The organism is Brevibacterium moorei, assembly GCF_024580735.1.
GTDB lineage: Bacteria > Actinomycetota > Actinomycetes > Actinomycetales > Brevibacteriaceae > Brevibacterium > Brevibacterium moorei.
Genome location: NZ_JANIJX010000010.1, coordinates 1 through 25,529, shown reverse-complemented (window position 1 = coordinate 25,529; position 25,529 = coordinate 1). Strand labels below are relative to the sequence as shown.

The window sequence follows — 25,529 nt, the reverse complement described above, 5'->3', positions numbered from 1 at the left end:
TGCCGCATCCACTGATGCATAACTTTTAGTAACAGTGGAAAACTATACACCTGAGGTTGCGCCCAGAGCCGCATCGATCCCGGTCAGGGCCATACACAGGGCCCCATCGCGCACGGCACGGTCGCCGGCCTCGGACACCGCGAAGCGCGCGAACTCCGGACTGTGCATGGGAGGACATCCCTCCCCCAGGCCCAGCATCGGATGGATCGCCCTGAACCGGTGGGACACATTGCCCATATCCGTCGACCCGGCCAGCGGCGAGGGCCCCGGCAACGGGCGCCCCAGTTCGGCCGAATGCGCGGCGAAGATCGCCTCGAGCTGTGGATCCGGCACGATGTCCAGATACGGTTTGCCGATCTCCTCGATCTCCACGGTGGCGCCGGCGGCCAGGGCGCCGGCGCGCAGGCAGCGCTGCAGGACCTTGTCGACGGCGGCCAGGGAATCCTGCGTACCGCCGCGGACCATGAACTCGGCTTCCGCCAGAGCGGGGATGACGTTCGAGGCGCTCCCACCCGAGTGCACCGCATAGTGGATCTGCTGGTCGGCCGCCAGCTGCTGACGGTTCAGACCGATCGCGGTGAGCGCCACCGTCAGCGCGTCCAGCGCGTTGACACCCTTCTGCGGGGCCATCGAGGCGTGGGCGGCGCGACCGTGGAAGCGCACCGTGTAGCCGGCGCAAGCGTAGGGCCGCATCCCGGTGGAATCGTGGTCGGCGGGGTGGATCATCATGGCGACCGAGGTCCCGGCGAAGGCGCCGGCGTCCAATAGGTCGATCTTGCCGCCGGTGGTCTCCTCGGCCGGGGTGCCCAGCAGGCGGACGGTGGCGTGCAGTTCGTCCGCCAGCGGGGCCAGGGCCGCGAAGGCGCCGGCGGCCGCTGCGGCGATGATGTTGTGCCCGCAGGCGTGGCCCACTCCGGGCAGCGCATCGTATTCCGCGCAGATGGTGATCCCGAAGTCCCCGGTACCGGCGGTGGCCAGTAGCGCAGTCTCCAGCCCGCCGATGCCGGTTGTCACCTGCGTGCCGGGAATACCCCGGGCGAATTCGGCCAGGTGGGCCAGAGCGTGGAACTCCTGCGAACCCGGTTCCGGATCGGCGTGGATGGTGTGGCTCAGGGTCACCAGAGCCGGTTCGATCCCGGTGATGGTCGCCCGGGCTGCTGTGGCCGGGGTGTTCTTCGGGTCGGTATTGCGCGTATCTGCTGGCATGGGTTCATTCTTCCACCGCCGAAACCGCGCCCGGTCGTTGCATCCGAGTGTGATGGGGCTTGCGTTAGGCTGAGGGAAACCTGTTATCGACAACATCGCCAAACACAGAATCCGCAAACAGAATCGCAGACCGCCGATGAATGATCAGACCCAACTCGTGGCCGCACAGATGGCCTACGACAATGAGAAGAAGACCCCCCTCCCCGCATGGCTGCTCTGGCTCTTCCTCGGTTCACTGGGCGCCCACCGCTATTATCTGGGCCGCACGGGCAGCGCCGTCACCATGACGATCCTCTACGCCATCGGCTGGATTCTGATCTGGTTCGTCGGCATCGGCCTGATTTTCTGGATCCCCGTGTGGATCTGGCTGATCATCGACGCCTTCCTCATCAACGGCATCATCAGGGAGGTCAATACGCGCAAGCAGCAGGAGATCTTCCGCCGCTACGGCGTGATGGCCCCGGGCGCCGGCGCCTCGCAGCCCGGCTACGCCTACCCCTCCCCACAGCAGATGCCGGGCGCACCGTCTCAGGGGCAGCTGCCGCAGGGCTACCCCGCAGCACAGAACTACCCCTCGGCTGGGATGCCCTACCCCTCGGCGGGCCAGGCCTATCCCTCGGCACCGGCCTACCCCTCGGCCCCGAATGCGCAGGGCTCGGCGCCCGCACCCCAAGCGCCCTCGGCACCGGCGGCCGGTTCGGCGCCGGTTCAGGGTTCTGCACCGGCGGCCGGCTCTGCCCCGCAGCCGAACGCGGCGCCGTCTGCGCCTCCCGTGTATCCTGCGACCGGTTCCCAGCCCGCCGGCTCCGCTCCGGGCTCGACCCCGGCAGCTCCGCAGTCCCCTTCGGGCCCGCCGGTGTTCGGGTCCGGAAACGCCCAGTGGCCGAACAACAACGTGCCCCCGGCCTCGGGCCCCAACCAATACTGAGCAAACCGCCACTGGGACGGCCGCTGCCGGCACCGCAGCGGTCGTTCCGGCCGCAGCGGCCACACCGCCGCCGAGGCGACACGAAAGGGGCCGGGCAACCAACTTCTTGGTTGCCCGGCCCCTTTCGTACGGTGCGAGGACGGTGCCGGCCCGCGCGGACCGGCACCTGGGCGCTTACTCGCCGGTGACCTCGGCGGAACCGAGTTCGGCGGTCGGCTCCTCGTCCGCGGGAGCGTCCGCACCCACGGCCACCGGAACCCGCTCATTGTCCTTCGCCTCGAAGGTGAACTTCGCGTCGCGGCCCTCGCCCTCGACGTCGACGGACACCGTCTGACCGGAGTGGATCTCATTGAACAGGATCCGCTCGGAAAGCTGGTCCTCGATCTCCTGCTGGATGGTCCGGCGCAGCGGCCGGGCGCCCAGCACGGGGTCGTAACCACGGTCGGCCAGCAGTTCCTTGGCGGCGTCGGAGACGACGATCGACATGGACTGATCGGCCAGGCGCTTGTTCACGCGGTCCAGGAACAGCGAGACGATCTGCAGGATCTCCGGCTTCTGCAGCTGCGGGAAGACGATGGTGTCGTCCACGCGGTTGAGGAACTCGGGACGGAAGTGCTGCTTGAGCTCTTCGTTGACCTTCTGCTTCATCCGGTCGTAGTTCGTGTCCACGTTCTCACCGGACTGGAAGCCCAGGGGTGTGCCGCGGTTGATGTCGCGGGTGCCCAGGTTCGTCGTCATGATGATGATCGTGTTCTTGAAGTCGACCTCGCGGCCCTGCGAATCCGTCAGACGTCCGTCTTCGAGGATCTGCAGCAGCGAGTTGAAGATGTCCGCGTGGGCCTTCTCCACCTCGTCGAACAGGACCACGCTGAAGGGCTTGCGGCGGACCTTTTCGGTCAGCTGGCCGCCCTCTTCGTAGCCCACGTAGCCGGGGGGCGAACCGAATAGACGCGAGACCGTGTGTTTCTCGGAGAACTCGCTCATGTCCAGGCTGATGAGCGAATCCTCATCGCCGAACAGGAACTCCGCCAGCGCCTTGGCCAGCTCGGTCTTGCCGACGCCCGTGGGGCCGGCGAAGATGAACGAACCGGATGGGCGGTTCGGGTCCTTCAGGCCGGCGCGCGTGCGGCGGATGGCCCGCGAGATCGACTTGATCGCCTCGTTCTGCCCGATGACGCGCTTGTGCAGTTCGTCCTCCATGCGCAGCAGGCGCGCGGATTCCTCTTCCGTCAGCTGGAACACCGGGATGCCCGTGGCAGATGCCAGGACTTCCGCGATGAGTTCCTCGTCGACCACGGCGGAGCCCTGGACGCCGTTGCGCCAATCGCGCTCCAGCTTCTCGCGCTCCTCCGTCAGCTGCTTCTCCGCATCGCGGCCCTCGGCTGCCTTCTCGAAGTCCTGGGCGTCGATCGCGGCCTCCTTGCGGTGGCGCGCATCGGCGATCTTCTCGTCCATGGCCTTGAGTTCCGGCGGCTCGGACAGGCGCTGGATGCGCAGCTTGGCGCCGGCCTCGTCGATCAGGTCGATCGCCTTGTCGGGGAGGAACCGGTCGTTGATGTAGCGATCGGACATGTTCACGGCCGCTGCCAGGGCGCCATCGGTGATGGTGACCTTGTGGTGCGCCTCGTACTTGTCGCGCAGGCCCTTGAGGATCTGGATCGCATCGGCCAGCGTGGGTTCGGGTACCTGGATCGGCTGGAAGCGGCGTTCCAGGGCCGCGTCCTTCTCGATGTTCTTGCGGTACTCGTCCAGCGTCGTCGCGCCGATCGTCTGCAGTTCGCCACGGGCCAGCATGGGCTTCAGGATCGAGGCCGCGTCGATCGCGCCCTCGGCCGCGCCCGCGCCCACCAGGGTGTGGATCTCGTCGATGAACAGGATGATGTCCCCGCGGGTGCGGATCTCCTTGAGCACCTTCTTCAGGCGTTCCTCGAAGTCACCGCGGTAGCGGGAGCCGGCCACCAGGGAGCCCAGGTCCAGCGTGTAGAGCTGTTTGTCCTTGAGCGTCTCCGGGACGTCGCCTGCGACGATCGCCTGTGCCAGGCCCTCGACCACTGCGGTCTTGCCGACGCCGGGTTCGCCGATCAGCACGGGGTTGTTCTTGGTGCGCCGCGACAGGATCTGCATCACGCGCAGCATCTGTTCCTTGCGGCCCACGACCGGGTCCAGCTTGCCCTCGCGCGCGGCGGCGGTGAGGTTGCGGCCGAACTGGTCGAGCACCAGCGAGCCCGAGGGCGTGCCCTCTTCGCGACCGCCGGCGGCCACGGGTTCCTTGCCCTGGTAGCCGGAGATCAGCTTGATGACTTCCTGGCGCACCTGGCCCAGGTCCGCGTCGAGCTTGACCAGGACCTGTGCTGCCACGCCCTCGCCCTCGCGGATCAGGCCCAGCAGGATGTGTTCGGTGCCGATGTAGGTGTGGCCCAGCTGCAGCGCTTCGCGCAGGCTCAGCTCCAGCACCTTCTTGGCGCGCGGGGTGAAGGGGATGTGGCCGGTGGGGGCCTGCTGCCCCTCGCCGATGATGTCGACGACCTGTTCGCGGACCTTGTCCAGGGTGATACCCATACCGTCCAGGGCCTTGGCCGCGATTCCCTCGCCCTCGTGGATGAGGCCCAGCAGGATGTGCTCCGTGCCGATGTAGTTGTGCTTCAGAAGCTTGGCTTCTTCCTGCGCCAAGACCACGACGCGACGGGCACGATCTGTAAACCGCTCAAACATGAGCCCTCCTCGAGTCAGTTGAGAGTCCGTTGATTTCTACGACTCTAAACCAGGTGACCCCGGGTTTTATTGCCATTTCGCCCTGGGCCGAAGGCGATTCAGCCAGGGGCGAAATGCAGGGGTGTGAGAGCCCTGCACGAGCCGCGACGCAGCACAGCAGCGGCCATTCCCATGTGGGTTTGCGTTTCAGTTCGACCTCATGCGGGACCGCTGCAGCGCTCACGGCCATCACACACGCGGCTGTCTGGCATCCGCCAATAACCAGAACACGGAGTACAGCACCACCCCGATGGCGGCCAGGGGGACACCCAACGAGCCGAAGGTCGAATATCCGGCCCAGACCGAACCGGCTTCTTCCGACGGCTCGAGCAAGAATCCGATGAGGAAGCTGGCTGCAAGTACTGTCACACTGCCCAGGGCCAGACCCATGATTCCAGCACCCTTTCGCAAAGCACATGAGACTCCTGATCCCAGGAGGCCCGGCACGAGGCAGCCCACGACGTGGAACACCGGATATCCACCAGGCTGGCTGACATCAGCGGCGCCGTCCACCGGGAAGAAGGTCAGGGCAAGAACCCCTGCGATCGTAAACGACAGGCCTCTGAGCATTACCACTACCGAGCTGCTTTCGCAGAAAAGTCATCCATGTCGGGGCCGCACCCGTTTCGCCTGATTGCCTTTCAGACCACCCCAAATCGCCAGCACTTGGCCGATCACGACGGCGAGCAGGGCCAGGCCCAACTCCCACCATCCCTGTGAGGCGCCTCCGCCTTCAAGTGAGGCATCAGCCTGATACCCCAACGCCACGAGGTAAACGCACGCGGCCACGACGCCAACGATTCCGACTCCGGTCACACACAGGCCTACTATCGTCTGCTTATTCACTCTTTACATTCCCTGTCTCTCTTGCTCTTGCGTGCGACACCGTATGGTCGCCTATTCGAAACCGACTCTGGACTTGTAGAGTCCAGTCCAGATAAACCAACCAACAGGGCCGGCGATTGGAACAAACACCACCGCACACACCCAGGCAGAACGAATTAGAATAGAACTTCTTCTTGAACGCGCGATCGATATGAATGCACACACAGCGAGGACCGTGATTGCAAGTGTCAACAATGCGATTAAGATGCCCGAACCACCAGGTTCCAACGGATTCACTTCAACTACTTTCGCTCAAGTATCTACTGGGGTCTAACAGACCTCAGCGCCAGTCTTCTAGATGCAAGCTGCTCCCGTGTCCCCCGATCGGGGGACATTTGGAGCCGCTGCAGGTACGTGCCAAAATCTATCCGTGAGACACCCCAAGCAGGTCCTGCTCAATCCCCACGTTCGCACCATCGCACAGAAGGTCTGGCGGTTCCTCCGGGGCCCGCGCACTGTCGACTTCCCCATTCGGATGGCCATCTTCAGTGAGAGTATTTTCTTTGCCCTGCCCGACAGAGGAGCCGAGTCCGACGATCTTCTCTATGTCGTTCTGAGGTCGGCTCTTCCGCTCTTTATGGTGTTGGCTGCGTTCTGTCCGACTGCGACAGTGATTTTCAGCGCCCTGGGCTACATCATCAGTGTCGCTGTCTATCCCGATTTCCTCTGCAGCTACGACATGCCTCTGTCCCTGGCAGTAGTGGTTTTCGCCAGCCGCGGTCGCTGGGTGTGGACGGCGATTGCCACTGCGGTGACTCTGGCTCTTTACCAGTTTGCGTCAGCGCTGGGAAACCCGGAGTTCGAGGGCCGCATCGACATATACTCGATTGCTATGGCGCTGCTATTCGTCGTAGCAGGCTGGGTCGCCTGGTACATGGACAAGCGAATAGCGGAACTGATCCGAATCAATCGCGAGGAAGCTGCCGCTCATGCGCAGCAGATCGCCGACATGAAAATCGGGATCGCCATCGACACCCATGACACCTTCTCACACGTCCTGTCCGCCCAGGCCGCGATGATTCGCGAACTGGCCGGTGGGGACACGAAAGCCGTTGATCCTCGGCTACTGACTGAGCTGTCCATGATCACAGCCAGGGGCCGCCAGCAACTCTCGCAGATGCTGGCCACACTCAAAGAAGGCGACACGGTCCAGGACCAACCGGCTCAGCTGCGGGCAGAGGTTCACACTGCGCTGGCGTCCATTGCATCGGTAACCCGTACTGCAGGATTCTCCGTACAGATCTCCACCGGCACGATTCCCGAATACTGCAGCACCCCGTTCGCCCAGGCAGTGATCTTCATGGTCCACGAACTCGCAACGAACACCGTCAAGCACGCGGCTGACCATGAACGCTGTCTGATCAGCGTCGGACTCAACGATTCGGCCGGGCGGCACGTGCTTCGCCTGGAGGCCAGTAATCCCACCACCACACAGAGCGAGGCCGCACAGCCCTATACCCTGGCCCAGCGGGCCACCGCTTGGAATGGTGTCTGTTCCGCGTGGGTAGAACCCGGTGGCCTGTTTCGAGTCAGAATCGATCTGCCCGTGCCGAGGAATGACAATGAAATGTCCCCCGATCAAGGGACAAGCGGCAAGCCGATTCGTGCTCAGATGGATACATGCGCATGATCATTTCCATCATCCTCGCCTTATCAACCCATCCGCTACCAGCTTCACGCCAGAAGTACTGCAAGTGACTGCGAAACCAGGCCGGATCGTGGGGCCCGGGCAGCCCATTACCGCCATGGTCGTCGACAACGACGGCTGGGTGCGCCGTGGCGTATCCAATATCCTGGCCGCGGATCCTGAAATCACCGTCCTGGAACCCTGTCGGACCGCGCAGGACGGCATCGACACGTACAAGCGGCACCACCCCAGCGTGGTGCTGATGGACGTGGACTTCGGCCTGGACACGCTCAACGGCATCGACGCCACCGCTGCGATCATGGCCGCCGACCCCTGGGCCAATGTCATGCTGCTGACCACCATTACCCCGGGCCCGGGCCTGGCACGCGCGATCGACGCGGGCGCCCGGGCCACGCTGGACAAGGACATGGACCCCGAATCCATCGTCGCCGCCGTCAAAACCCTGGCCCGCGGCGGCCAGCCCACTGACTTCCACTCCCTGGGCCGTTCGCTGATGGTCAGCATGGACTTCCTCCCGCAGGCCCCCATCGGGATTCCGCCGCTGTCGGATCAGGAGCGCCAGGTGCTCACCTTGCTCTACCGGGGCCAGAACTATCGGCAGATCGCAGAGGAAATGCGTGGGGTTGGAAACGGTGAAGACCTACACCAAGCGCATGATGGCGAAGTTCAATGTGAACAATCAACTGCAGTTGATCACCGCCGGCCTGCGCTACCGCTTCCTCTCCGTCTGAACCGCGCTGCCCCTCCCCTCCCGAAGAACAAAGCGATCCCGGCATTCCACAGCTCTTCTGAGCTGTGGAATGCCGGGATCGCTTTGGCGTTCTACGAGGGACTACCTCAGTGAGCGGCCTTGTAGGCGTCCAGGATCGAGGCCTCGATACGGCCGCGGTCGGACACGTCGTAGCCGTTCTCCTTGGCCCACTTGCGCACCAGCTTGGTGTCAGGACCGGTCTTGTAGGTCGTCACGCCACTGTTGCGGGCGCGACCGGCGGACTGGCGCTGACGCGTCACGCGGCGGCCGGCTGCAATGTACGGGGCCAGGACCTCGCGCAGCTTATCCGCATTCTCCGAGGACAGTTCGATTTCATAATCGCCCTGGTCCACCGAGAAGCTTACAGTTTCCGCCGCCTTGCTGCCGTCCATATCATCGGTCAGGACCAGCTTCATTTCGCGTGCCATGGGCACCGTCCTTTGCTTTGTCTGCTACGTCTGGTTGTCCGGAGGCTTCAGCCGGCGCATCCTGTGCACCGGCGCCTGCATCCATCTGATCGTAGTACTTCTCCATTTCCTTGCGCTCAATACTGTCGGCTTTGATGACGCTGCGCAGAACGTACCAGAAGACCAACCCCACACAGAGCGAAGGAAGAATTACCTTGATGTATTCCATACCCTACCCCAGATCGGCAGCGGATTAAAACAAATCCGGTGATCAGATGACATCAGTTCTCGATCGGCTTGACCAGCGGGAAAAGAATCGTATCGCGGATTCCCAGGCCGGTAATCGCCATGAGCAGGCGGTCCATACCCATACCCATACCGCCGGTGGGCGGCATACCGAATTCCATGGCGGTGAGGAAATCCTCATCCAACCGCATCGCCTCATCATCGCCCTGGGCCGCGTCCTTGGCCTGGGAGACGAAGCGCTCACGCTGGATCACCGGGTCGACCAGCTCCGAATAGCCCGTGGCCAGTTCGAAGCCCCGCACGTACAGGTCCCACTTCTCCACCACGCCGGGCTTGGAGCGGTGTTCGCGTGTCAGAGGCGAGGTATCGACGGGGAAGTCGATGACGAAGGTGGGCGCCCACAGCCGGTCGGAGTAGAAGTGCTCCCACAATTCCTCGACGTATTTGCCGTGCGAACGGAATACCCCGCCCATATCCACATTGTGTTCCGCGGCGATCGCTGCGAGTTCGTCAACCGTGGTCTCCGGGGTCACGGTGTGACCGGATTCCTCCGACAGCGAATCGTACATGCTGACAACGGCCCATTCCCCGCCGAAGTCGTATTCCGTGCCATCGGCCAGAGTCACCTTGTGCGAACCCGTTGCGTCCATTGCGGCGTTTTGAATGAGTTCCTTCGTCAAGGCGCCGATCGACTTGTAATCGCCATAGGCCTGATAGGCCTCCAGCATTGCGAATTCCGGCGAATGCGTGGAATCGGCGCCTTCATTGCGGAAATTGCGGTTGATCTCGAACACGCGTTCAAGACCGCCCACCACTGCCCGCTTCAAATACAGTTCCGGCGCGATGCGCAGGAACAGTTCCATGTCATAGGCATTCATATGCGTGGAGAAGGGCCGAGCCGCGGCTCCCGAGGGAATCACCTGCAGCATGGGGGTTTCGATCTCCATGAAATCGTGTCCCGCGAAGGTGTGGCGCAGGGATTCCATCACCTTGGCGCGCGTCCGCACATTCTCCCGTGCAGCGGGACGCGTGATGAGGTCGACGTAGCGCTGGCGCACCCGCGTCTCCTCACTGAGTTCCGTGTGCATGGTGGGCAGGGGGCGCAGCGACTTGGCGGCCAGTGCCCACTCATCGGCCATCACGGACAGTTCCCCGCGCTTGGAGGCGATGACCCGGCCGTGCAGGAACACGTGATCGCCCAGATCCACGTCCTGCTTCCAAGCGTCCAACCGCTCCTTGCCGACCTCGGCTAGGGACAGCATGCCCTGCAGCCGGGTGCCGTCGCCCTCCTGCAGCGTCACGAAGCACAGCTTGCCGGTGTTGCGCACGAAGACCACACGGCCCGTCACGCCCACCACGTCGTCCGTCTCCTGCCCCGGTTCCAGATCCGGGTGGGCCGCGCGGACCTGGGCCAGCGAATGCGTGCGCCCGACGGAGACCGGATAGGCCTGCTGCCCGGAATCCAACAGGCGCTGGCGCTTCTCCTTGCGGATGCGCAGCTGTTCTGGGTCCAGGTGTTCGGGGGTGTCCGTGGGCACATTCGTGCCGTGCTGGTCGTTCTCAGGCATGGTATAAGGCTACCAGCCGGTCACTCCAGCAAATCTGTGAGCCTGAGCGCCGTCTCGTCGCCGATCGTGCCGTTGGAAAGCGCCCTGGCCACCGTCGCACGCGCCAATGCCCGGTACGTCGAGGCGATGGTCGTCGACCCCTGTGTCACCGCCAGTTCGTCCAGGGCCTGCAGGTGGGCCGCCACAGTGTCCACATCCCCGCGGCTGACCGGACCGGTCAACGCCCTGGGACCGGTCTGCAGGGTGTTCGAGACCGCAGCGTCGACCAGCGAGTGCAGCACCCTGGCGGGGTCCTCGACACCGACTTGACCCAGGATGTCCAGGGCCTGCGCGATGACGACCGAGGTGTGGTTGGCCGCATGGGTGATCGCCGCGTGGTAGAGCGCCCGGTCGGCCTGGGCCACCACGATCGGCTCCGCCCCGATCTCCACGACCAGCGCTTGGCCGATCGGCAGCACCGTCTTGGCGCCGGTGACCGCGATGGTCGCCTGCCGCAGCCGGGGCAGGTCCATCGAGGTGCCCGTGAACGTCAGTGAGGGATGCAGGGCCAGCACGATCGCACCGCCCGCGCGGGCCGGTTCGAGCACCTCGGTGCCGTAGCGGCCGGCGCAGTGCATGACGATCTGTCCGGGCTTGAAGCGACCCAGTTTGGCCAGGCCCGCGACCAGGCCGGGCAGTTCATCGTCGGGAACCGTGAACAGCACGAGTTCGGCGCGTTCGACGATCGTCTCCACGTCCAGCTGCGGCACCTCGGGCAGCATCGCATCCGCTCGGTCGCGGCTGGCCTGGGACCCGGCGGATACTCCGATCACCGCGTGCCCGGCCCCGCGCAGGGCCGCGCCCATGACGACTCCGACCCGGCCCGCGCCCACAATGCCCACGCCCAGGCGGGTCTCGTCCTCGTGGTTCATCCCCGACTCCCCTTCACAGATACTCGTTTCACTTGCATTCCCTCATATACGTGCCCGCCCGTCCATCAGATCGCGGGCCCGTTGGGTGCGCGCGCCCAGGGCCATGAACTTGTTCTGCGCCGAAACCGGGTCCAGGTGCAGAATCCGCGGGTGGATGGGACCGGCGGTCGAATGCAGTTCGATCGTCATCAGGTGGAACCTCCGCTGCAGCGGCCCCTGTTCCAGGCGCAGCGACTGCACCCGGGCGTAGGGGACGAAGTCGACCCAGCGGTGCAGTCTGCCGCCCCGGATCACCTCCATGTGTTCCAGCGGCGCCGAACCGTTGCGCTTATAGGTCAGCGGATCCAGCCAACGGGCCACCGCAGGTGATGCCCCGAAGCCCGTATTGCCGGGCTTGCGGTGGTCGGTCGAATCCATCGCGTCGAAGATGAACTCCCGCGCGTCGGCGCGTCCCGGGTCCGGCAGTGCCAGGCCCAGCAGCATGAGCGCCTGTTCCCTGCTGCCCACCGGCAGCAGCACTGTCTGGATCGACTTGGCATCGGAGACATCGCTGCCCCCGGCGAAGTTGTACTCGACCTTCCACCAGTCCGGGCCGCGCCACAGCAGCGGCTGGCTCACCCGCACCGCCTGGATCCGGTCGAGCGGGATGACGCGGCGGACCGTGGTCGTCAGCCCCGTGGTGATCGTCAGTCCGTCGGCGGTCAGGGCGACAGAGAAGTTCGCGTACTGCAGGCCGGATTTGGCCTGCGCATAGAACACGGAGACGAAAGCGATCACGACCGGTATTGCCGCGCTCAATAAGGCGCCCAGGACCTCACCGCCGGCTATGGACACCGCGATGATCACACCGATTATCACTGCCAGGATGAAGAGGACGCCCACGATCGTGCCCGCGCTCAGCAGTTGGGAGAGCAGTACCTGATGGGCCGGGATCCGCAGCAGCCGGCCGGCGGCGTCGACCCGCGGGTCGACGGTGTAAGCGGCCAGGGCCTCGCGCAGGGTGCCCTCGATGTCCTGGCCGACGGCCTGGCCGGTGTGCGCCAGCCCCGCCAGCAGGCGCGAACCCACCGAAGTGCCGCGCTCCCCCGTCGCGTCGGCCGGTCCGGCGGACTGCGTGGCGCCGGGGAAAGTCTGAGCGCCCGGGGCCGAGGCGCCACCCGGCTGTGCGCCCGCACCCGGGCTAAGGCGCGGGGCAGCGCCCGGAGCCGCACCGGGACCGGTGCCGGGTCCCGGATCCGGAACCGCGGGCCCGCCCGGCCCCGGTCTCGTGCCCTGCGGCTGAGTAGCGCCCTGGGCTGTGCCGACTGCCGGCTGTTCCCCGGCCTTGGCCGCGCGCACCCTGGCGAGCATCTCATCGCGCAGTTCGAAGGCCTCGGCGCGGCGCAGATAGCCGATGGCGATGTTCGAGTTCTTGCCGCCGGCCACATCGAAGTTCAGGGTCGCCAGGCCCACGATCCGCGCCAGCAGCGGCTGGTTGACGTCGATCGCCTGCACCCGGTCCAGCCGGGCGGAGCGCTGTTTCTTCGACAGCACCCCCTGGTGCAGGTAGACGGCGTCACTGCCCAGCCGGAACCGGGTGTACTTCCAGGTCAGCCAGTTGCCGCCCACCACAAGCGCCAGCACCACCACGAGCACGGCCAGGCCGGCCAGCAGGTACAGCGGATTGTCCGCCGCCCAGCGCCAGATCGCCTTGGTGGGCGGTTCATCGTGTTGGAGATAGGCCTCCACCTGGTCCTGGATGAGCTGGTGGGCGTTCGCCACGGCCACCGCCACGATCGCCACGGCGACGATCACGGTGCGCACCACCGGGGTCAGCGGGTGGACGTGGCGCCAGCCGTTGGTATCCGCGTGCTCGGTCATCGTCGATCACAACCCTGCCAGGCGGTGCTCGCCACGGGCTGCCAGCTCATTGCGCAGCGCATCCGCGCGGGCCCTGGTCAAACCGGGGATGACGGCATCGGATTTCGCCGAGGCCGTGTGCAGTTCCACCGTCGCCAGGCCCAGCAGCCGCTCCAGCGGTCCCTGCCCCACATCGACGAACTGCAGCCGGCCCAGGGGCACGATCGTGGTGCGCTGGAACATGATGCCGCGCTGGATCAGTAGGTCGGTCTCGCCCACCCGGAATCCCATCCGGCGCACCTGGCGGGGGATCAGCACGGCCAGCCAGCCGAACAGCACCACGGTGATCAGGGCCTCGGCGGCCACGATCGGCCAGGCCCAGGATTGCCAAACGGCCAGCACGATGGTCGCGGCGATCACCACCAGCGGCAGCAGCAGCCAGCCCGCCAGGCCGATCAGCCGCAGGCCGACCAGGCGACGGCTCAGCGGCTCCAAGTTCTGCTCCTCCCGCTCCAGCGTGTTCACCGGCGGCTCGGAGGGCCTGCCCGGCACCGCAGCAGAGGGATCATAGGGGGAACTGTGGGAGGGCATATTCGTCTCATTCATGCTGGATCGGCCTCCGGACCGCTCAGACCGGTGTCACGACCCTGGGACTCCCGGCGTTTGCGTTCGATCTCCCGGGGGTCGTCCGGGGGCAGGCGGCAGAACCATTCGACGATCAGACCGACGATGAGCAGGACGACGGCCGCCAGGAATGCCGCTGCGTAGGGTATGGCCAGATGCACGCGCAGCACATCGGTGCTGATGAGCAGGTAGAGCAGGTGGCCGCCGTAGAAGCCGGTCAGGATCGCGCCGGCGAAGGCCGCTGCGCGTGCCATGATCGCCACCCGGGCCGCGCGCAGCGGGTCCATCACCTCTTTGCGGTCCCCGTCGTTCCAGCGCTTGATCGGCAGGCCCAGGATCAACAGGACCAGGGAGAGCAGCACCATCCCGCCGATCGCCGGCCACGGTGCCGGGGGCAGTTGGCGTCCGGTCGATTCCAGCACGTAGCACAGGCAGCCACCGGCCACGAGGCCCACGAGTCCCCACAGCACCAGGGAAAGCGGGCGGATCTTGTTCATCGGTCCTTCTCGGGTCCTTCGGGTTATGGTCCTGCGGTCTGTGGTCCTATCAGTTCAGACGGTTCGGTTGAGACGGCGAATGCCCTGACCGGCCAGCTCAGCGGCCCGCCTGGTCACCTCCACGGTAGCAGTGTCGGGGTCGCTCGCATCGGTTCGAGTGATCGCCGCGGCGCGCAGCCGGGCGGCCGGACGCAGTTCGGCCCAGGGGGCCAACACGAAGGCACGGCCCGCGGCCTGCGGGTGTGGCAGGGTCAGCACCGGATCGGAACTCATGATCTGCACCAGCGGGTCGTCGATGTCCTGCGAGGCGTCGGTCACCCGGATCAGGTCGATGTCCAGGGTGCGCGGCCCCCAGTGCACCAGACGGCGCCTGCCGTGGGCCAGTTCGATCCCCTGGCACACCGCCAGGAGTTCGCGCGGGCTCAGGGAGCTGGTCACCAGTGCCGCGGCGTTGACGAAGTCGTCCTGTTCCACTCCGCCGACCGGCGCGGTGGAGTACTTCGAGCTGATGGCCTCGACGCTGATCCGCGGGTGTTCGGCCAGGGCCTCAAGGGCAGCGTCCAGGGTGTCGGCGGAGCTGCCCATATTCGACCCGAGCGACAGCACTGCGCGGATCAACTGGGGGCGAACGGCGCGCCGGGTCCGCTCCACGTGCACGGCCACATCGTCGAAGCTGCGCTGGATCGGGGCGTGCGGTTTGTGGACGGTGACTTCGACGCGTTCGGCCTTCGTCAGGCAGTGTTCGGCGATGGTCCCGGCCAGGGTCTCGATCAGGTCGAAGGGCTCACCCTCGACGATCGCCGCGACCTCCTCCGCCAGGCCGCCGTAGTCCACAGTGTCGGCCAGGTCGTCACTGCCGGCGGCCGGGGCCAGGTCCGCATGCAGCACGACGTCGACGATGAAGTCCTGGCCGTCGCGCTTCTCGTGGTCGAATACGCCGTGGTAGCCGAAGACCTTGAGGCCGGTGAGCTCGATCCGGTCCAGGGGCTGGTTCATCGGGCGGTCCCTTCATCGTGGTGGGAGGTGGTGGGCACCTGATCGCGCCCTGCCAGGTCGATCGCGTGCACCACTGCGGCCGCGATCGCCGAGGCCCTGGGTTCGTGCACGCGCACCGCCCAGGCGCCCGCGCGCGCGGACACGGCTGTGATGGCGGCGGTGGCGGCGTCTCGGTCCGCCTCGCTGACCGAGCCCGGGTCCTGCGGGTCGATCAGCCGGGCCAGGAAGCGTTTGCGGGAGCCTGCGACCAACAGCCGGTAGGGCAATTGGACGAACTCGTCCAGGCCGGCCAGCAGCTGCCAGTTGTGTTCGGCGTGCTTGGCAAACCCCAGTCCAGGATCCAGGATGATCCGCTGCGCCGATACCCCGGCGTCCAGCGCGGCGGTGACGCGTTCGCGCAACTCGGATCGGACTTCGCCGACGACGTCCCGGTAAGTGTAGACGGCGTGTTTATCGCTTAAGTACCCGCGCCAGTGCATGAGCACCAGGTCAACGCCGGACTGGGCCGCCAGGGGCAACATGGCGGGTTCGCTCTGGCCGGAGGAGACGTCGTTGAGGATCGTGGCGCCGGCTTCCAGGGCGGCCGCGCCGGTGGCCGCGCGCATCGTGTCGATGCTGATCACGGCCCCGGCCGCCGCCAGTTCGCGCACGACGGGGACGACCCGGCGGATCTCCTCGTCCGGGTCCACCCGTGCCGCACCCGGCCGGGTCGATTCGCCGCCCACGTCGATGATGTCAGCGCCGCCGGCCATGAGCTCCAGGCCGTGCGCGATCGCCGCTGCCTGGTCGAAGTAGCGACCCCCGTCGGAGAAGGAATCGGGCGTCACATTGAGCACGCCCATGATCTGGGTCCGCCCCGCCGCCGTGGCCGCCTTGCCCGGCTGGGGTGTCGCGGTCGCCTCGCCGGGCCGGGAACCCGTGCTGTCGCCCACCGTCACTTGCCCAGGATCAGGCTCATGGCCTCGGCCCGGCTGGCGGGATCGCGCAGCTGGCCGCGGACGGCCGAGGTGGTGGTCGTGGCGCCGGCCTTCTGCACTCCGCGCATCGACATGCACAGGTGTTCGGCCTCGATCACGACGATCACCCCGCGCGGGTTGAGGTGTTCGACCAGGGCGTTGGCGATCTGGCTGGTCAGGCGCTCCTGGACCTGGGGGCGCCTGGCATAGATCTCCACCAGCCGTGCCAGTTTGGACAGCCCCGTGACATTGCCCTCCTTGCCGGGGATGTAGCCCACATGGGCGACCCCGTGGAAGGGCAGCAGATGGTGTTCGCAGGTCGAGTACATCTCGATATTGCGCACCAGCACCATTTCGTCGTAGCCCACATCGAAGTTCACGCCCAGGACTTCGGAGGCGTCTTGGCTCAGGCCCGCGAACATCTCCTCATAGGCCCTGGCCACCCGGCCGGGGGTGTTGAGGAGCCCATCGCGATCCGGGTCCTCCCCGATCGCGTAGAGGATTTCGCGGACTGCTGCTTCGATGCGGGGCTGATCGACCATGCTGCCTTCTTCGGTTTCGGCTGGGAGGAGTGAACGGGCGGCCGGGTGGCTCAGTGCTGCGGACCCGTGGGGCCCTGGCCCGGTTCACCGGGTTGCCCGGGGTGGCCGGGCTGCTGCGGGCCGGGCTGAGAACCAGGTTCCTGCGGCGGGTACTGCTGACCCGGCTGCGAGGGGTACGGACCTCCCGGGTAGCCCTGCCCCGGCTGCCCTGGGTAGCCCGATCCGGGCTGCGAACCGTAAGGACCCGGCTGACCCGGGTAGCCCGATCCCGGCTGCGAACCGTAGGAGCCCGGGTAACCCTGTCCCGGGTGCCGGCCCTGTCCGCCCTGCGGATTCTGGCCCGGGTGCTGACCGGGCTGGCCCGACTGCGGGCCGTACGGGCCCGGCTGCGAGGGGTAGGGCTGGCCGGCCGAAGGGTACTGCTGCTGTCCCGGGTACTGGCCCGGCTGACCGTGCTGCCCTGGGTACTGGCCCGGCTGGCCCGGTCCGACCGGCGGCAACACCTGGGTGGGCTGATCGCCATAGGGACCCTGCGGGCCCGGATAGGGCTGCCCGGGCCCGGCCTGCGGACCGCCGGCCTGCGGATGATCCGCCGGTCCACCGTTGCCGTCGGGTCCCTCGGAGGCCAGGCCGGACCAACCGCCCAGGTCCACGACCTGGCGTTCCGGAACCTCGATCGGCGGGATGTCGGAGACGGGACGGTCCGGATCGGCCAACCAGATGTCGCGCTTGGGAGCCTTGACGACATCGGCGAAGATGTCGGTCAGCTGGTGCTGGTCCAGGGTCTCCTTCTCCAGCAGCTCGTGGGCCAAGCGGTCGAGCACTGCGCGGTTGGTCGTCAGCGCCCAGTAGGCGTCGGCGTGCGCGGTGTCGATGAGTTCACGGACCTCGGAGTCGATGATGTTCATCGTCTCGTCCGAATAGTGTTCGTCCGCGTTCCGGCCGGCGTAGGGATCGGAGTTCTCATCGCCGATCTTGACCATGCCCACGCGCGAACTCATGCCGTACTGCGTGACCATCTTGCGCGCGGTTCCGGTGGCCTTCTCGATGTCATTGCTGGCACCCGAGGTCGGATCGTGGAACACCAGTTCCTCCGCCACGCGCCCGCCCATCGCATAGGCCAGCTGGTCCAGCAATTCGTTGCGGGTCGTCGAGTACTTGTCCTCATCGGGCATCACCATGGTGTAGCCCAGGGCGCGCCCGCGCGGCAGGATCGTGATCTTGGTGACCGGATCCGTGTTGTTCATCGAGGCAGCCACCAGGGCGTGGCCACCCTCGTGATAGGCGGTGACCAGGCGTTCCTTGTCGTTCATCAGGCGGGTGCGCTTCTGCGGACCGGCGATGACGCGGTCGATCGCCTCGTCGATGATGACATTGGTGATGGCGTGCTGATTGGTCCGCGCCGTGAGCAGCGCGGCCTCGTTGAGCACATTGGCCAGGTCCGCGCCGGTGAACCCGGGGGTCCGTTTGGCGACCATGCCCAGGTCCACGCTGGAGTCCAGGGGCTTGTTCTTCGCATGGACCTCCAGGATGCGCTGGCGGCCCTTCATATCGGGGGCCTCCACCGTGACCTGCCGATCGAAACGGCCCGGCCGCATCAGGGCGGGGTCGAGCACATCGGGGCGGTTGGTCGCCGCGATCAGGATGACGTTCGTGTTCGCGTCGAAACCGTCCATCTCCACCAGCAGCTGGTTGAGGGTCTGTTCGCGTTCGTCGTTGCCGCCGCCCATGCCCACACCGCGCTGTCGACCCACCGCGTCGATCTCGTCGATGAAGATGATGCAGGGGGAATTCTGCTTGGCCTGCTCGAACAGGTCGCGCACACGCGATGCGCCGACACCCACGTACATCTCCACGAAATCCGAACCGGAGATGGAGTAGAACGGGACCCCGGCCTCGCCCGCCACGGCCTTGGCCAGCAGCGTCTTACCGGTACCGGGTGCGCCGTAGAGCAGCACGCCCTTGGGGATCTTCGCCCCGACCGAGGTGAACTTCTTGGGTTCCTGCAGGAATTCCTTGATCTCCTGCAGTTCCTCCAGGGCCTCGTCGACACCGGCCACGTCCTTGAACGTGACGTCCGGGTGCTCCTTGTTGACCAGCTTGGCCTTGGACTTCCCGAAGTTCATGATGCCCTTGCCGGCACCGCCCATCTGGGACAGCAGGAACCAGAAGATCAGACCGATGATGATGAAGGGGATCAGATTGATCAGCAGGCTGGTGACCCACGACTGCTTGGGGACCTCGTCGGTGTAGCCGTTCTCCAGCTTGGCGTCGGAGACCGCCTTGACGACGGTCTCACCGCGTGGTTCGACGTAGAAGAACTGGACCTTCTTGCCGTAGTCCTTCTTGTCGACCTTGAAGTCCTCGTTCAGGGTCATGTCCACGCGCCGGTCGCCGTCGACGACCTTGACCTGTTCGACCTTGCCGTCCTTGAGCAGACTCAGGCCCTGGCTGGTGTCGATGCGTTGGAAACCCCCGCCTGACAGCAGGAGTGTCGCGATGGAGATGACGATGATCGCCAGAATGACCCAGGACAACGGGCCCCTGGCCATCTTCTTCATACGCGCCTGACCGCTGGAGAGCCCGGTCTTGGCGCTCTTGCCACCGGACTTGGAATCGGATGACGGCCCGTCCTGCTTGTCCGGACGGTTCTTATCGGAGTCGGCCATGGGTCCTCTCGGCGACGATGGGATGGTGCGACGGGCAGTCTAGTGCGCGAAGTTTGGTTTCAGCTGTAGACGTGCGGGGCCAGGGTGGCGACGAAGGGCAGGTTGCGGTACTTCTCCGCATAGTCCAGACCGTAGCCCACCACGAATTCGTTCGGCACATCGAAGCCGATGTACTTCACGTCGATATCGACTTTCATGGCGTCTGGCTTGCGCAGCATCGTGCAGATCTCCACCGAGGCGGCCCCGCGCGAGCGCAGATTGGCCAGCAGCCATGACAGGGTCAGGCCGGAGTCGATGATGTCCTCCACGATGAGCACGTGTGCGCCGTGCAGGTCCGTGTCGAGGTCCTTGAGGATGCGCACCACACCAGAGGACTTCGTGCCGGAGCCGTAGGAGGACACCGCCATCCAGTCCATGGTGATGTGCGAGTGCAGGGCCCTGGCCAGGTCCGCGATGACCATGACGGCGCCCTTGAGCACGCCGACCATCAGGATGTCGCGCCCCTGGTAGTCGTGGTCGATCTGCGCGGCCATTTCCGTCAGCCGATGTTTCAGCTGTGCTTCCGTCACGAGGACGTGTTCGATGTCGGTGCCCAGATCCTGCTGATCCACGGTGCCTCTTCCCCTTCGATGCCTTTGCGATTGCGCTCTTCTCAGCTTACCGTGTGAGCACTGACACGGGTCATGCGCAGTGCGCCGCGCTCCGTGTCCGGTCCGCGCACCCGGGACACTGACACCCCCGGCGGGACCGATACCGCGCCGTGGCGCACCCGCATGAGCAGTTCGTCTACGGCCAGGACGTGCCGGTGGGTCACCTCCTGGCGGGCGCCGGCGGCGGCCAGCCAGTCGCGGATGATCCGATGGCGCAGCGCCGCCGGTTCGGCCGAGGCCGCGGCCGGCAGATCACCCGGTAGTCCCCCCGGGTGCCCGGACGGTTTGCCGGCCGGGTCCGCGCCCAAGCGGTGCGCGGCCTCGGCCGCCTGGGATTCCAGCAGGTCCGAATCGGCCGCCAACTGGTCTGCGGTCCTGGCCAGAGCGCGTGCGATGCCCGGGCCCAACTCCCGTTCGAGCAGTGGCAGCACGGTGCGCCTGGCGCGGACCCTGGCATAGTGCGGGTCCTCATTCATCGGGTCGTCCCAGACCTGCACGCCCTGGGCCAGGCAGGCCGCACGGGTGACGCTGCGCGCGCATCCCAGCAGCGGCCGCCACACGGTGCCCGTGACCGGCCGCATCCCCGCCAGGCTGCGAGCACCCGCGCCACGGGCCAGGCCCAACAGCACGGTCTCGGCCTGATCGTCCAGGGTGTGCGCGGTGAGCACGGCGAGCGCACCCAGTTCTAGCCGGCGCGCCTCCAGGGCGGAGTAGCGGGCGGTCCGGGCCGCAGCCTCGAGCCCGGCGGGGTCGTCCGCCGCCACTGTGACGCGCGCCCCGGTGGCCTCCAGGCCCCAGGCGCGCAGCCGGGCGACCACGCCGGCGGTGTGCGCGGCCGAGCCGGATTGCAGGCCGTGGTCGACGACCACCGCGGCGAAGCGCAGGGGCGGGCGCGTGGGCCCCGGCCGTTTGGACGAGTTCTGCAAGAAGGCCGCGGCGGTAGCCAGTGCCATGGAGTCCGCACCACCGGAGACGCCCAGCAGGAAGGTGTGGCCGGGGTGCTCGCCGGGCTCGGCCCCAGAGGGCTCCGGCAGGTGCGAGGCGAGGAATTCGCGCAGCCGGCGGCGCACCTCGGCGGTGGCGGGGTCAAGACGCGGGCGGGCCGGGGTGGCGGGCGCCCCGACCAGGTCCCGCCGCTCGGTGGATCCGTCAGCGGCGGGCATGGGGCGCTGCTCGGCCGGCCCGCCGGCCACACCCTCAGCCCAGGACACGGGCGACCCACTCCCCCGGGGCTGCGATCTCGGACGGGCTCGGCAGCGCCTGGGGGGATTCCCAGACGGCGGCCAGTCCCGCATGGCCCACCCGGCCGGTCACCCCGCGCACGAAGCGGGCACCCGAACGGTACTGTTCCATTTTCTCCGCCAGTCCCAGGGCCCGGGCCACGATCGCACCGAAGCCCGCCCCGGAATCGTCCCTGCGGGTGTCGAAGCGCGCGCGGATCTGCGCCACGCTGGGGATGACGCGTGGGCCCACAGCGTCCATCACGACGTCCGCGTGGCCCTCGAGCAGGCTCATAATGGCGGTGATCCGCTCCAGTTTCTCCCGTTGGGCGGGGGTGGAGACGATGTCGAGCAGGCTGCCATGGCCGGTGATCGTGCGTACCACCGCACGGATCGTGTCGAGGACACCGGGCGATTCGTCCTCGGCGGACACCGCGAGCTCCACGATCAGCCCCTCCAGGTATTCGCGCAGCCAGGGTGCGGCCGCGAACTGCACCTGGTGGGTGGATTCGTGCAGGGCCACCCACAGCCGGAAGTCCCGGGGCACAACCTGCAGCCGCTGCTCGTTCGCCGCGACGTTCGGGGCGACCAGTAGCAGATGGCCGCGGGAGCCGAAGGGCAGGTACTGTCCCAGCACCCGGGGCGCCAGTACCGACAGCGCGGCACCCAGTTCCGCGGCCGCGCCCAGGTCGTCGAGCCCCTGCAGGCGCGGATGGGCGACGGGGTCCTGCGCCAGGGTGCGGCCGGCCTGGACCAGATCGTCAAGCCCGCGTTCGGTCCCGACAGCCGCCAGCAGGCCGCCCAGCCCCGCCGTGGCCTCGATATTCGCCTTGGCCCAGCCCAGGCGGTCGACGACCAGTGCGGGGCCCTGTCCGGCCAGGGCACGCCGAGCCCGGGTGTCGGCCCCGGGTGCCAGCCGCATAACGCCGAGCACCAGGTCGGGAGCAGTCTGCGCGGCATTGCGCAGATCCGCGACCAGGGCCCGGGTCGCATAGCGGCTCAGCCGGGGCCCGGCCGGGGTCAGTTCGCGCACGGTGCGCAGTGCCGGGTGGAGCCGGTCCTCACCGCCCTTGTGCGAGCGCACTCAGCTGCACCCGCAGTCGGCCAGTTTGGTGACATTGGCGTCGTAGAGCTTGCGTACCGCATCGGCGGAGCCCGGCTTGATCCCGTCGGCCATGAATGCGAATGCCAGGAGCCTGCCGTCCTTGGTCACGACAGTGCCGGCCAGCGAGGTCACGGTGGACAGGGTGCCGGTCTTGGCGCTGACCTTGCCCGCCCCGTCCTTACTGGCCGGATCCCGGTAGCGTTCGGCCAGCGTGCCCGACAGTCCGCCCACCGGCAGACTCGGAATGAGCTGGGACAGGTCGCCCCGGCTGGTCGCGACGGTGCGTACCACATCGGCCATTTCGTGTGGGCTGATCCGGTTGGAGTAGTCCAGGCCGGAGGTGTCGCCCAGGTGAATCGAACCGGTTTCCACCTTCAGCTGCGTCAGCGCTGCGATGACTCCGGCCGGTCCTGCGTCGATCGAGTCGCCCTTGCCCATCTTCTTCGCGACCTCGACGCCCAGCACCTCCGCCATGACATTGTCACTGTTCTCCAGCATGTACCTGGTCTGTTCGGCCACGCTGGCGCTGGCGACAGCGGCGACCCGTTCGGCACCCTGCGGGGCTTTCTGGGGCTTGGCAGTGGTCGTCGCGATGCCGTGGCCGTCCAGTGCCGCAGTGAAGGCCTTGAGGGCGGGGGCCACCGGATCGGACATGCGCGGGGCGTGTTCCCCCTGGCCAGTCTTGCCGGCGGAGAGCATGAGCGGGGTGATCGGGTTGATCGCGCCAGTGGCGATGTCCGCGCGCGACCAGGCGGAGGAGAACCGCTGGCCGGAGTAGCGCGAGAGGTCGACCGATACGCTCGCCTTCTTCACACCCTGTTCCTTCAGCTGTGCGGCTGTCTGCTCGGCCAGGTCGGCCAGTCCCGCACGGCCCATCACGGATCCCGCATCGGATGCCCCTGCGCCCAGCATGACGTCCCCGCCGGCCACCAGGTAGAGGTGCGGTTGCCCGCCCGAGGCGCCTGCCGCCTCGGCCGCGGAAGTCGCCTCGGCCGCGGGGCCACCGGCCAGCTCCACACTGGTCGTGAACCTCGTCTCCCCGCCCAGCACGCCCAGGGCGGCCGTGCCCGTGAGTACCTTGGTGACCGAGGCGGGCGTCTTCTGAGAGTCCGCCGCGGTGGAGTACAGGACCTTCCCGCTCAGTGCATCGCGGACCTCGGCGCCGAACTTACCGGTCATCGCCTTGTCCGACTTCATCCCTCCGAGCAACCTGGCCAGATTCTCCGGCACCGGGGCGTCATCGGCCAGCGCGCGGGGAGCTGCGACCTTGTCGATGCCCGGGGTCGGTTCGGGCAGGGGATCGAGCAGCAGGGCCGGCTGGGTCGTCAGGGGGCCGGGCAGAATGTCGTAGGCGTCACCGGCGCCATAGGCGGCACCCACGATGACGACCGCGGCAGCACCCCAGGCGCAGGCCCGCAGAATCGGATGGCGCCGCTTTCCGCTCTGCCTCTTCGTCACTCTTCAGTCCTCTCAGGTACCCGGCTGCGTCGACTCCGGATCGGCTCTGTATCGACTCGCCGACATCCTTCTCTATGCTAGAGGAGTATGCCCGCCGCCGGCGCATCCGCTCGTGGGCGGAGGGCATCGAGACGATCCAACGAACAGACAGATAGGACTCGAGGCACTCATGGAACTCCTTGCCACGATCGAAATCCCCGCGGGCTCGCGGAACAAGTACGAAGTCGACCACGAAACCGGCCGCGTCAAGCTGGACCGCTACCTCTACACTTCCATGGCCTACCCCACGGACTACGGCTACTTCGAGGGCACCCTGGGCGAGGACGGCGACCCGCTCGACGTACTGGTGATCCTGCACGAGTCGGTATTCCCCGGCTGCCAGGTCGACGCCCGCCCCATCGGCGTGTTCAAGATGGAGGACGAAGCCGGCGGCGACGACAAGATCCTGGCCGTCCTCGGCGGAGACAAGCGCTTCGAGGACATCGTCGACGTCAAGGACATCGCGCAGCATCAGCTCGACGCCATCGAGCACTTCTTCGTCCACTACAAGGACCTGGAGCCGGGCAAGTTCGTCAAGGGCTCGACCTGGGCCGGCCGCGAAGATGCCGAGCGCATCGTGAACGAGTCGATCGAGCGCGCCAAGACCGAAGGCCACTGAGCCCTCCAGGCCGCCGAGGTTCCCGAGGCCGGGTGCCCACAACCGGCCGGGTGGCTCCACTCATGCAAGTGTGGCTCGATAACTCATGTGGTTTCGAGCCACGCGAGCATGAGTGGAGCCACCCGCGCATAGAGGTAGATATTAGGTCTGCCTAAGTCTCCTTTTTCTGTGCTCTATGCCACGCTGGAGACATGCTCCGCCTCGATCATGTTTCGTTCGCCGCTCAGCCGGACGGCTGTGCCGCGACCGCCGAGCGGATCGCCGAGCAGCTGGGGATCAAACCCTATGACGGCGGCCTGCATCCGCGCTTCGGCACGCGTAATATGATCTTCCCCCTGGACGACGGCCACTACCTCGAAGTGGTCGAGGCCCTCGAACACCCGGCCGCCCAGATCACGCCCTTCGGCCAGGCCGTCAGAGCACAGTCGGCTCGAGGCGGCGGCTGGATGGGCTGGTGCGTCGCCGTGGACGACACCGATTCGGTCTCCGAACGCCTCGAGCGCCCCTGGGTGCCCGGCAACCGCACACCCGAGGGCGGCGAGGAGCTTCACTGGAAGCAGATCGGAGTCAAGGGCCTGATCGCCGATCCGCAGCTGCCGTACTTCATCCACTGGGACTCCCCCGCCGAACAGCACCCCTCGGCGCGCATCCGTCTGGCGGTAGCCAAAACCGCCATCATCGCACTGGCCATCGCGGGCTCCCGTGACCGGCTGCGCAACTGGCTGGGTTCGCAGGATCCCAAGCCCATCCCGGAGATCAGCATCGACTGGACCGCGCCGGACGGCCTGCCCGGCATCGAATACGTGACCTTCCAGACCGCCCGCGGCGAAGTCGTCATCTAAACAACGGTGTCGTCTACGGCCATCGGAACGGCACCGTACCGTTCACCCGTTACCTTTTTAGTAGCCCTGGTTCGTGACAGGATCAGGACTGCTGGCCCGTCGGGCCCGGCATGACTTATGCCCCCAGTCATTGATGATCCGGGGGGTGTTGTCACCGGGTTCCGATAGGCAT

General features: G+C 66.7%; 24 protein-coding genes and 1 pseudogene. 5 read left to right on the top strand and 20 right to left on the bottom strand.

The features are described 5' to 3' along the window. Window positions 1–42: 42 nt before the first annotated feature. On the bottom strand, window positions 43–1,206 hold the full coding sequence (locus tag NQ034_RS08195; RefSeq protein WP_257048196.1) for an amidohydrolase: 1,164 nt from the start codon (window positions 1,204–1,206) through the stop codon (window positions 43–45). Window positions 1,207–1,342: 136 nt separating this feature from the next. Between NQ034_RS08195 and NQ034_RS16235 the strand changes: the two genes are divergently transcribed. Continuing rightward, window positions 1,343–2,134: a TM2 domain-containing protein gene (locus NQ034_RS16235; RefSeq protein ID WP_306427588.1), complete on the top strand. Its 792-nt coding sequence runs from the start codon at window positions 1,343–1,345 to the stop codon at window positions 2,132–2,134. Window positions 2,135–2,308: 174 nt separating this feature from the next. On the opposite strand, the gene NQ034_RS08180 is transcribed toward NQ034_RS16235, so the two are convergent. The 4 genes from NQ034_RS08180 to NQ034_RS16425 form a co-directional block, all read right to left on the bottom strand. Then, the gene (locus NQ034_RS08180) at window positions 2,309–4,846 is read right to left on the bottom strand and encodes an ATP-dependent Clp protease ATP-binding subunit (RefSeq protein WP_257048194.1); all 2,538 of its coding nucleotides are present in this window, start codon (window positions 4,844–4,846) and stop codon (window positions 2,309–2,311) included. Window positions 4,847–5,074: 228 nt separating this feature from the next. Further along, on the bottom strand, window positions 5,075–5,461 hold the full coding sequence (locus NQ034_RS08175) for a hypothetical protein (RefSeq protein WP_257048193.1): 387 nt from the start codon (window positions 5,459–5,461) through the stop codon (window positions 5,075–5,077). 24 nt (window positions 5,462–5,485) lie between these two features. Then, window positions 5,486–5,731, bottom strand: coding sequence for a hypothetical protein (locus NQ034_RS08170; protein WP_257048192.1), 246 nt, complete (start codon window positions 5,729–5,731; stop codon window positions 5,486–5,488). A 51-nt stretch (window positions 5,732–5,782) separates the two neighbouring features. Next, on the bottom strand, window positions 5,783–5,935 hold the full coding sequence (locus NQ034_RS16425; RefSeq protein ID WP_373566583.1) for a PLDc N-terminal domain-containing protein: 153 nt from the start codon (window positions 5,933–5,935) through the stop codon (window positions 5,783–5,785). A 205-nt stretch (window positions 5,936–6,140) separates the two neighbouring features. Between NQ034_RS16425 and NQ034_RS08165 the strand changes: the two genes are divergently transcribed. Both NQ034_RS08165 and NQ034_RS08160 read left to right on the top strand, forming a co-directional pair. Further along, complete coding sequence (locus NQ034_RS08165) at window positions 6,141–7,400, top strand: sensor histidine kinase (RefSeq protein WP_257048191.1); 1,260 nt, start codon at window positions 6,141–6,143, stop codon at window positions 7,398–7,400. Window positions 7,401–7,515: 115 nt separating this feature from the next. Beyond that, window positions 7,516–8,262 carry a response regulator transcription factor gene (locus NQ034_RS08160; RefSeq protein ID WP_257048189.1) on the top strand — a complete coding sequence of 249 codons (747 nt, stop codon included), beginning with the start codon at window positions 7,516–7,518 and terminating at the stop codon, window positions 8,260–8,262. Here NQ034_RS08160 and NQ034_RS08155 read toward each other — a convergent pair. From NQ034_RS08155 to dacB, 15 genes and pseudogenes are all read right to left on the bottom strand, one after another. Then, the gene (locus NQ034_RS08155; protein WP_257048187.1) at window positions 8,256–8,597 is read right to left on the bottom strand and encodes a histone-like nucleoid-structuring protein Lsr2; all 342 of its coding nucleotides are present in this window, start codon (window positions 8,595–8,597) and stop codon (window positions 8,256–8,258) included. The genes NQ034_RS08160 and NQ034_RS08155 overlap by 7 nt on opposite strands. Beyond that, window positions 8,563–8,805, bottom strand: a complete 243-nt coding sequence (locus NQ034_RS08150) for a hypothetical protein (protein ID WP_257048186.1) — start codon at window positions 8,803–8,805, stop codon at window positions 8,563–8,565. The genes NQ034_RS08155 and NQ034_RS08150 overlap by 35 nt, the downstream gene beginning before the upstream one ends. Window positions 8,806–8,857: 52 nt before the next feature. Further along, window positions 8,858–10,390: a lysine--tRNA ligase gene (lysS, locus tag NQ034_RS08145; RefSeq protein ID WP_257048185.1), complete on the bottom strand. Its 1,533-nt coding sequence runs from the start codon at window positions 10,388–10,390 to the stop codon at window positions 8,858–8,860. Between the two features lie 20 nt (window positions 10,391–10,410). Next, the gene (locus NQ034_RS08140) at window positions 10,411–11,301 is read right to left on the bottom strand and encodes a Rossmann-like and DUF2520 domain-containing protein (RefSeq protein ID WP_257048184.1); all 891 of its coding nucleotides are present in this window, start codon (window positions 11,299–11,301) and stop codon (window positions 10,411–10,413) included. Window positions 11,302–11,343: 42 nt separating this feature from the next. Then, window positions 11,344–13,161, bottom strand: coding sequence for a PH domain-containing protein (locus NQ034_RS16230; protein WP_306428188.1), 1,818 nt, complete (start codon window positions 13,159–13,161; stop codon window positions 11,344–11,346). Window positions 13,162–13,167: 6 nt separating this feature from the next. Then, a complete protein-coding gene (locus tag NQ034_RS08125) occupies window positions 13,168–13,746 on the bottom strand; it encodes a PH domain-containing protein (protein WP_257048183.1) in 579 nt (192 codons plus the stop codon). Beyond that, window positions 13,743–14,261 carry a DUF3180 family protein gene (locus tag NQ034_RS08120; RefSeq protein ID WP_257048181.1) on the bottom strand — a complete coding sequence of 173 codons (519 nt, stop codon included), beginning with the start codon at window positions 14,259–14,261 and terminating at the stop codon, window positions 13,743–13,745. The genes NQ034_RS08125 and NQ034_RS08120 overlap by 4 nt, the downstream gene beginning before the upstream one ends. A 54-nt stretch (window positions 14,262–14,315) precedes the next feature. Continuing rightward, window positions 14,316–15,257 carry a 2-amino-4-hydroxy-6-hydroxymethyldihydropteridine diphosphokinase gene (folK, locus tag NQ034_RS08115; protein WP_257048180.1) on the bottom strand — a complete coding sequence of 314 codons (942 nt, stop codon included), beginning with the start codon at window positions 15,255–15,257 and terminating at the stop codon, window positions 14,316–14,318. Further along, entirely contained in the window at window positions 15,254–16,099 is an 846-nt protein-coding gene (folP, locus tag NQ034_RS08110) for a dihydropteroate synthase (protein ID WP_306428191.1), read from the bottom strand. Before folP ends, folK begins: the two co-directional genes overlap by 4 nt. A 92-nt stretch (window positions 16,100–16,191) precedes the next feature. Next, on the bottom strand, window positions 16,192–16,755 hold the full coding sequence (gene folE / locus NQ034_RS08105; RefSeq protein ID WP_257048178.1) for a GTP cyclohydrolase I FolE: 564 nt from the start codon (window positions 16,753–16,755) through the stop codon (window positions 16,192–16,194). Window positions 16,756–17,285: 530 nt separating this feature from the next. Next, window positions 17,286–19,316 (bottom strand): annotated as a pseudogene (ftsH, locus tag NQ034_RS08100) (ATP-dependent zinc metalloprotease FtsH); the annotation flags it as partial. Between the two features lie 167 nt (window positions 19,317–19,483). Next, window positions 19,484–20,035: a hypoxanthine phosphoribosyltransferase gene (gene hpt / locus NQ034_RS08095; protein WP_257048177.1), complete on the bottom strand. Its 552-nt coding sequence runs from the start codon at window positions 20,033–20,035 to the stop codon at window positions 19,484–19,486. A 41-nt stretch (window positions 20,036–20,076) separates the two neighbouring features. Then, complete coding sequence (gene tilS / locus NQ034_RS16225) at window positions 20,077–21,285, bottom strand: tRNA lysidine(34) synthetase TilS (protein WP_373456759.1); 1,209 nt, start codon at window positions 21,283–21,285, stop codon at window positions 20,077–20,079. Then, window positions 21,272–22,378: an Rv3626c family coenzyme F420 biosynthesis-associated protein gene (locus NQ034_RS08085; protein WP_257048176.1), complete on the bottom strand. Its 1,107-nt coding sequence runs from the start codon at window positions 22,376–22,378 to the stop codon at window positions 21,272–21,274. The genes tilS and NQ034_RS08085 overlap by 14 nt, the downstream gene beginning before the upstream one ends. Continuing rightward, window positions 22,379–23,857, bottom strand: a complete 1,479-nt coding sequence (gene dacB / locus NQ034_RS08080; RefSeq protein WP_257048175.1) for a D-alanyl-D-alanine carboxypeptidase/D-alanyl-D-alanine endopeptidase — start codon at window positions 23,855–23,857, stop codon at window positions 22,379–22,381. 169 nt (window positions 23,858–24,026) lie between these two features. Between dacB and NQ034_RS08075 the strand changes: the two genes are divergently transcribed. Then, complete coding sequence (locus NQ034_RS08075) at window positions 24,027–24,515, top strand: inorganic diphosphatase (protein ID WP_257048173.1); 489 nt, start codon at window positions 24,027–24,029, stop codon at window positions 24,513–24,515. Window positions 24,516–24,706: 191 nt separating this feature from the next. Next, window positions 24,707–25,357, top strand: coding sequence for a VOC family protein (locus NQ034_RS08070; RefSeq protein ID WP_257048170.1), 651 nt, complete (start codon window positions 24,707–24,709; stop codon window positions 25,355–25,357). The last annotated feature ends 172 nt before the right edge of the window (window positions 25,358–25,529 follow it).

Bases quoted from the DNA above. Each gene is read 5' to 3' on its own strand.
- NQ034_RS08195 (WP_257048196.1), bottom strand. From the start codon at position 1,206: ATGCCAGCAGATACGCGCAATACCGACCCGAAGAACACCCCGGCCACA.
- NQ034_RS16235 (WP_306427588.1), top strand. From the start codon at position 1,343: ATGAATGATCAGACCCAACTCGTGGCCGCACAGATGGCCTACGACAAT.
- NQ034_RS08180 (WP_257048194.1), bottom strand. From the start codon at position 4,846: ATGTTTGAGCGGTTTACAGATCGTGCCCGTCGCGTCGTGGTCTTGGCG.
- NQ034_RS08160 (WP_257048189.1), top strand. From the start codon at position 7,516: ATGGTCGTCGACAACGACGGCTGGGTGCGCCGTGGCGTATCCAATATC.
- NQ034_RS08155 (WP_257048187.1), bottom strand. From the start codon at position 8,597: ATGGCACGCGAAATGAAGCTGGTCCTGACCGATGATATGGACGGCAGC.
- NQ034_RS08150 (WP_257048186.1), bottom strand. From the start codon at position 8,805: ATGGAATACATCAAGGTAATTCTTCCTTCGCTCTGTGTGGGGTTGGTC.
- lysS (WP_257048185.1), bottom strand. From the start codon at position 10,390: ATGCCTGAGAACGACCAGCACGGCACGAATGTGCCCACGGACACCCCC.
- NQ034_RS08140 (WP_257048184.1), bottom strand. From the start codon at position 11,301: ATGAACCACGAGGACGAGACCCGCCTGGGCGTGGGCATTGTGGGCGCG.
- NQ034_RS16230 (WP_306428188.1), bottom strand. From the start codon at position 13,161: ATGACCGAGCACGCGGATACCAACGGCTGGCGCCACGTCCACCCGCTG.
- NQ034_RS08125 (WP_257048183.1), bottom strand. From the start codon at position 13,746: ATGAATGAGACGAATATGCCCTCCCACAGTTCCCCCTATGATCCCTCT.
- NQ034_RS08120 (WP_257048181.1), bottom strand. From the start codon at position 14,261: ATGAACAAGATCCGCCCGCTTTCCCTGGTGCTGTGGGGACTCGTGGGC.
- folK (WP_257048180.1), bottom strand. From the start codon at position 15,257: ATGAACCAGCCCCTGGACCGGATCGAGCTCACCGGCCTCAAGGTCTTC.
- folP (WP_306428191.1), bottom strand. From the start codon at position 16,099: ATGGGCGTGCTCAATGTGACGCCCGATTCCTTCTCCGACGGGGGTCGC.
- folE (WP_257048178.1), bottom strand. From the start codon at position 16,755: ATGGTCGATCAGCCCCGCATCGAAGCAGCAGTCCGCGAAATCCTCTAC.
- NQ034_RS08075 (WP_257048173.1), top strand. From the start codon at position 24,027: ATGGAACTCCTTGCCACGATCGAAATCCCCGCGGGCTCGCGGAACAAG.
- NQ034_RS08070 (WP_257048170.1), top strand. From the start codon at position 24,707: ATGCTCCGCCTCGATCATGTTTCGTTCGCCGCTCAGCCGGACGGCTGT.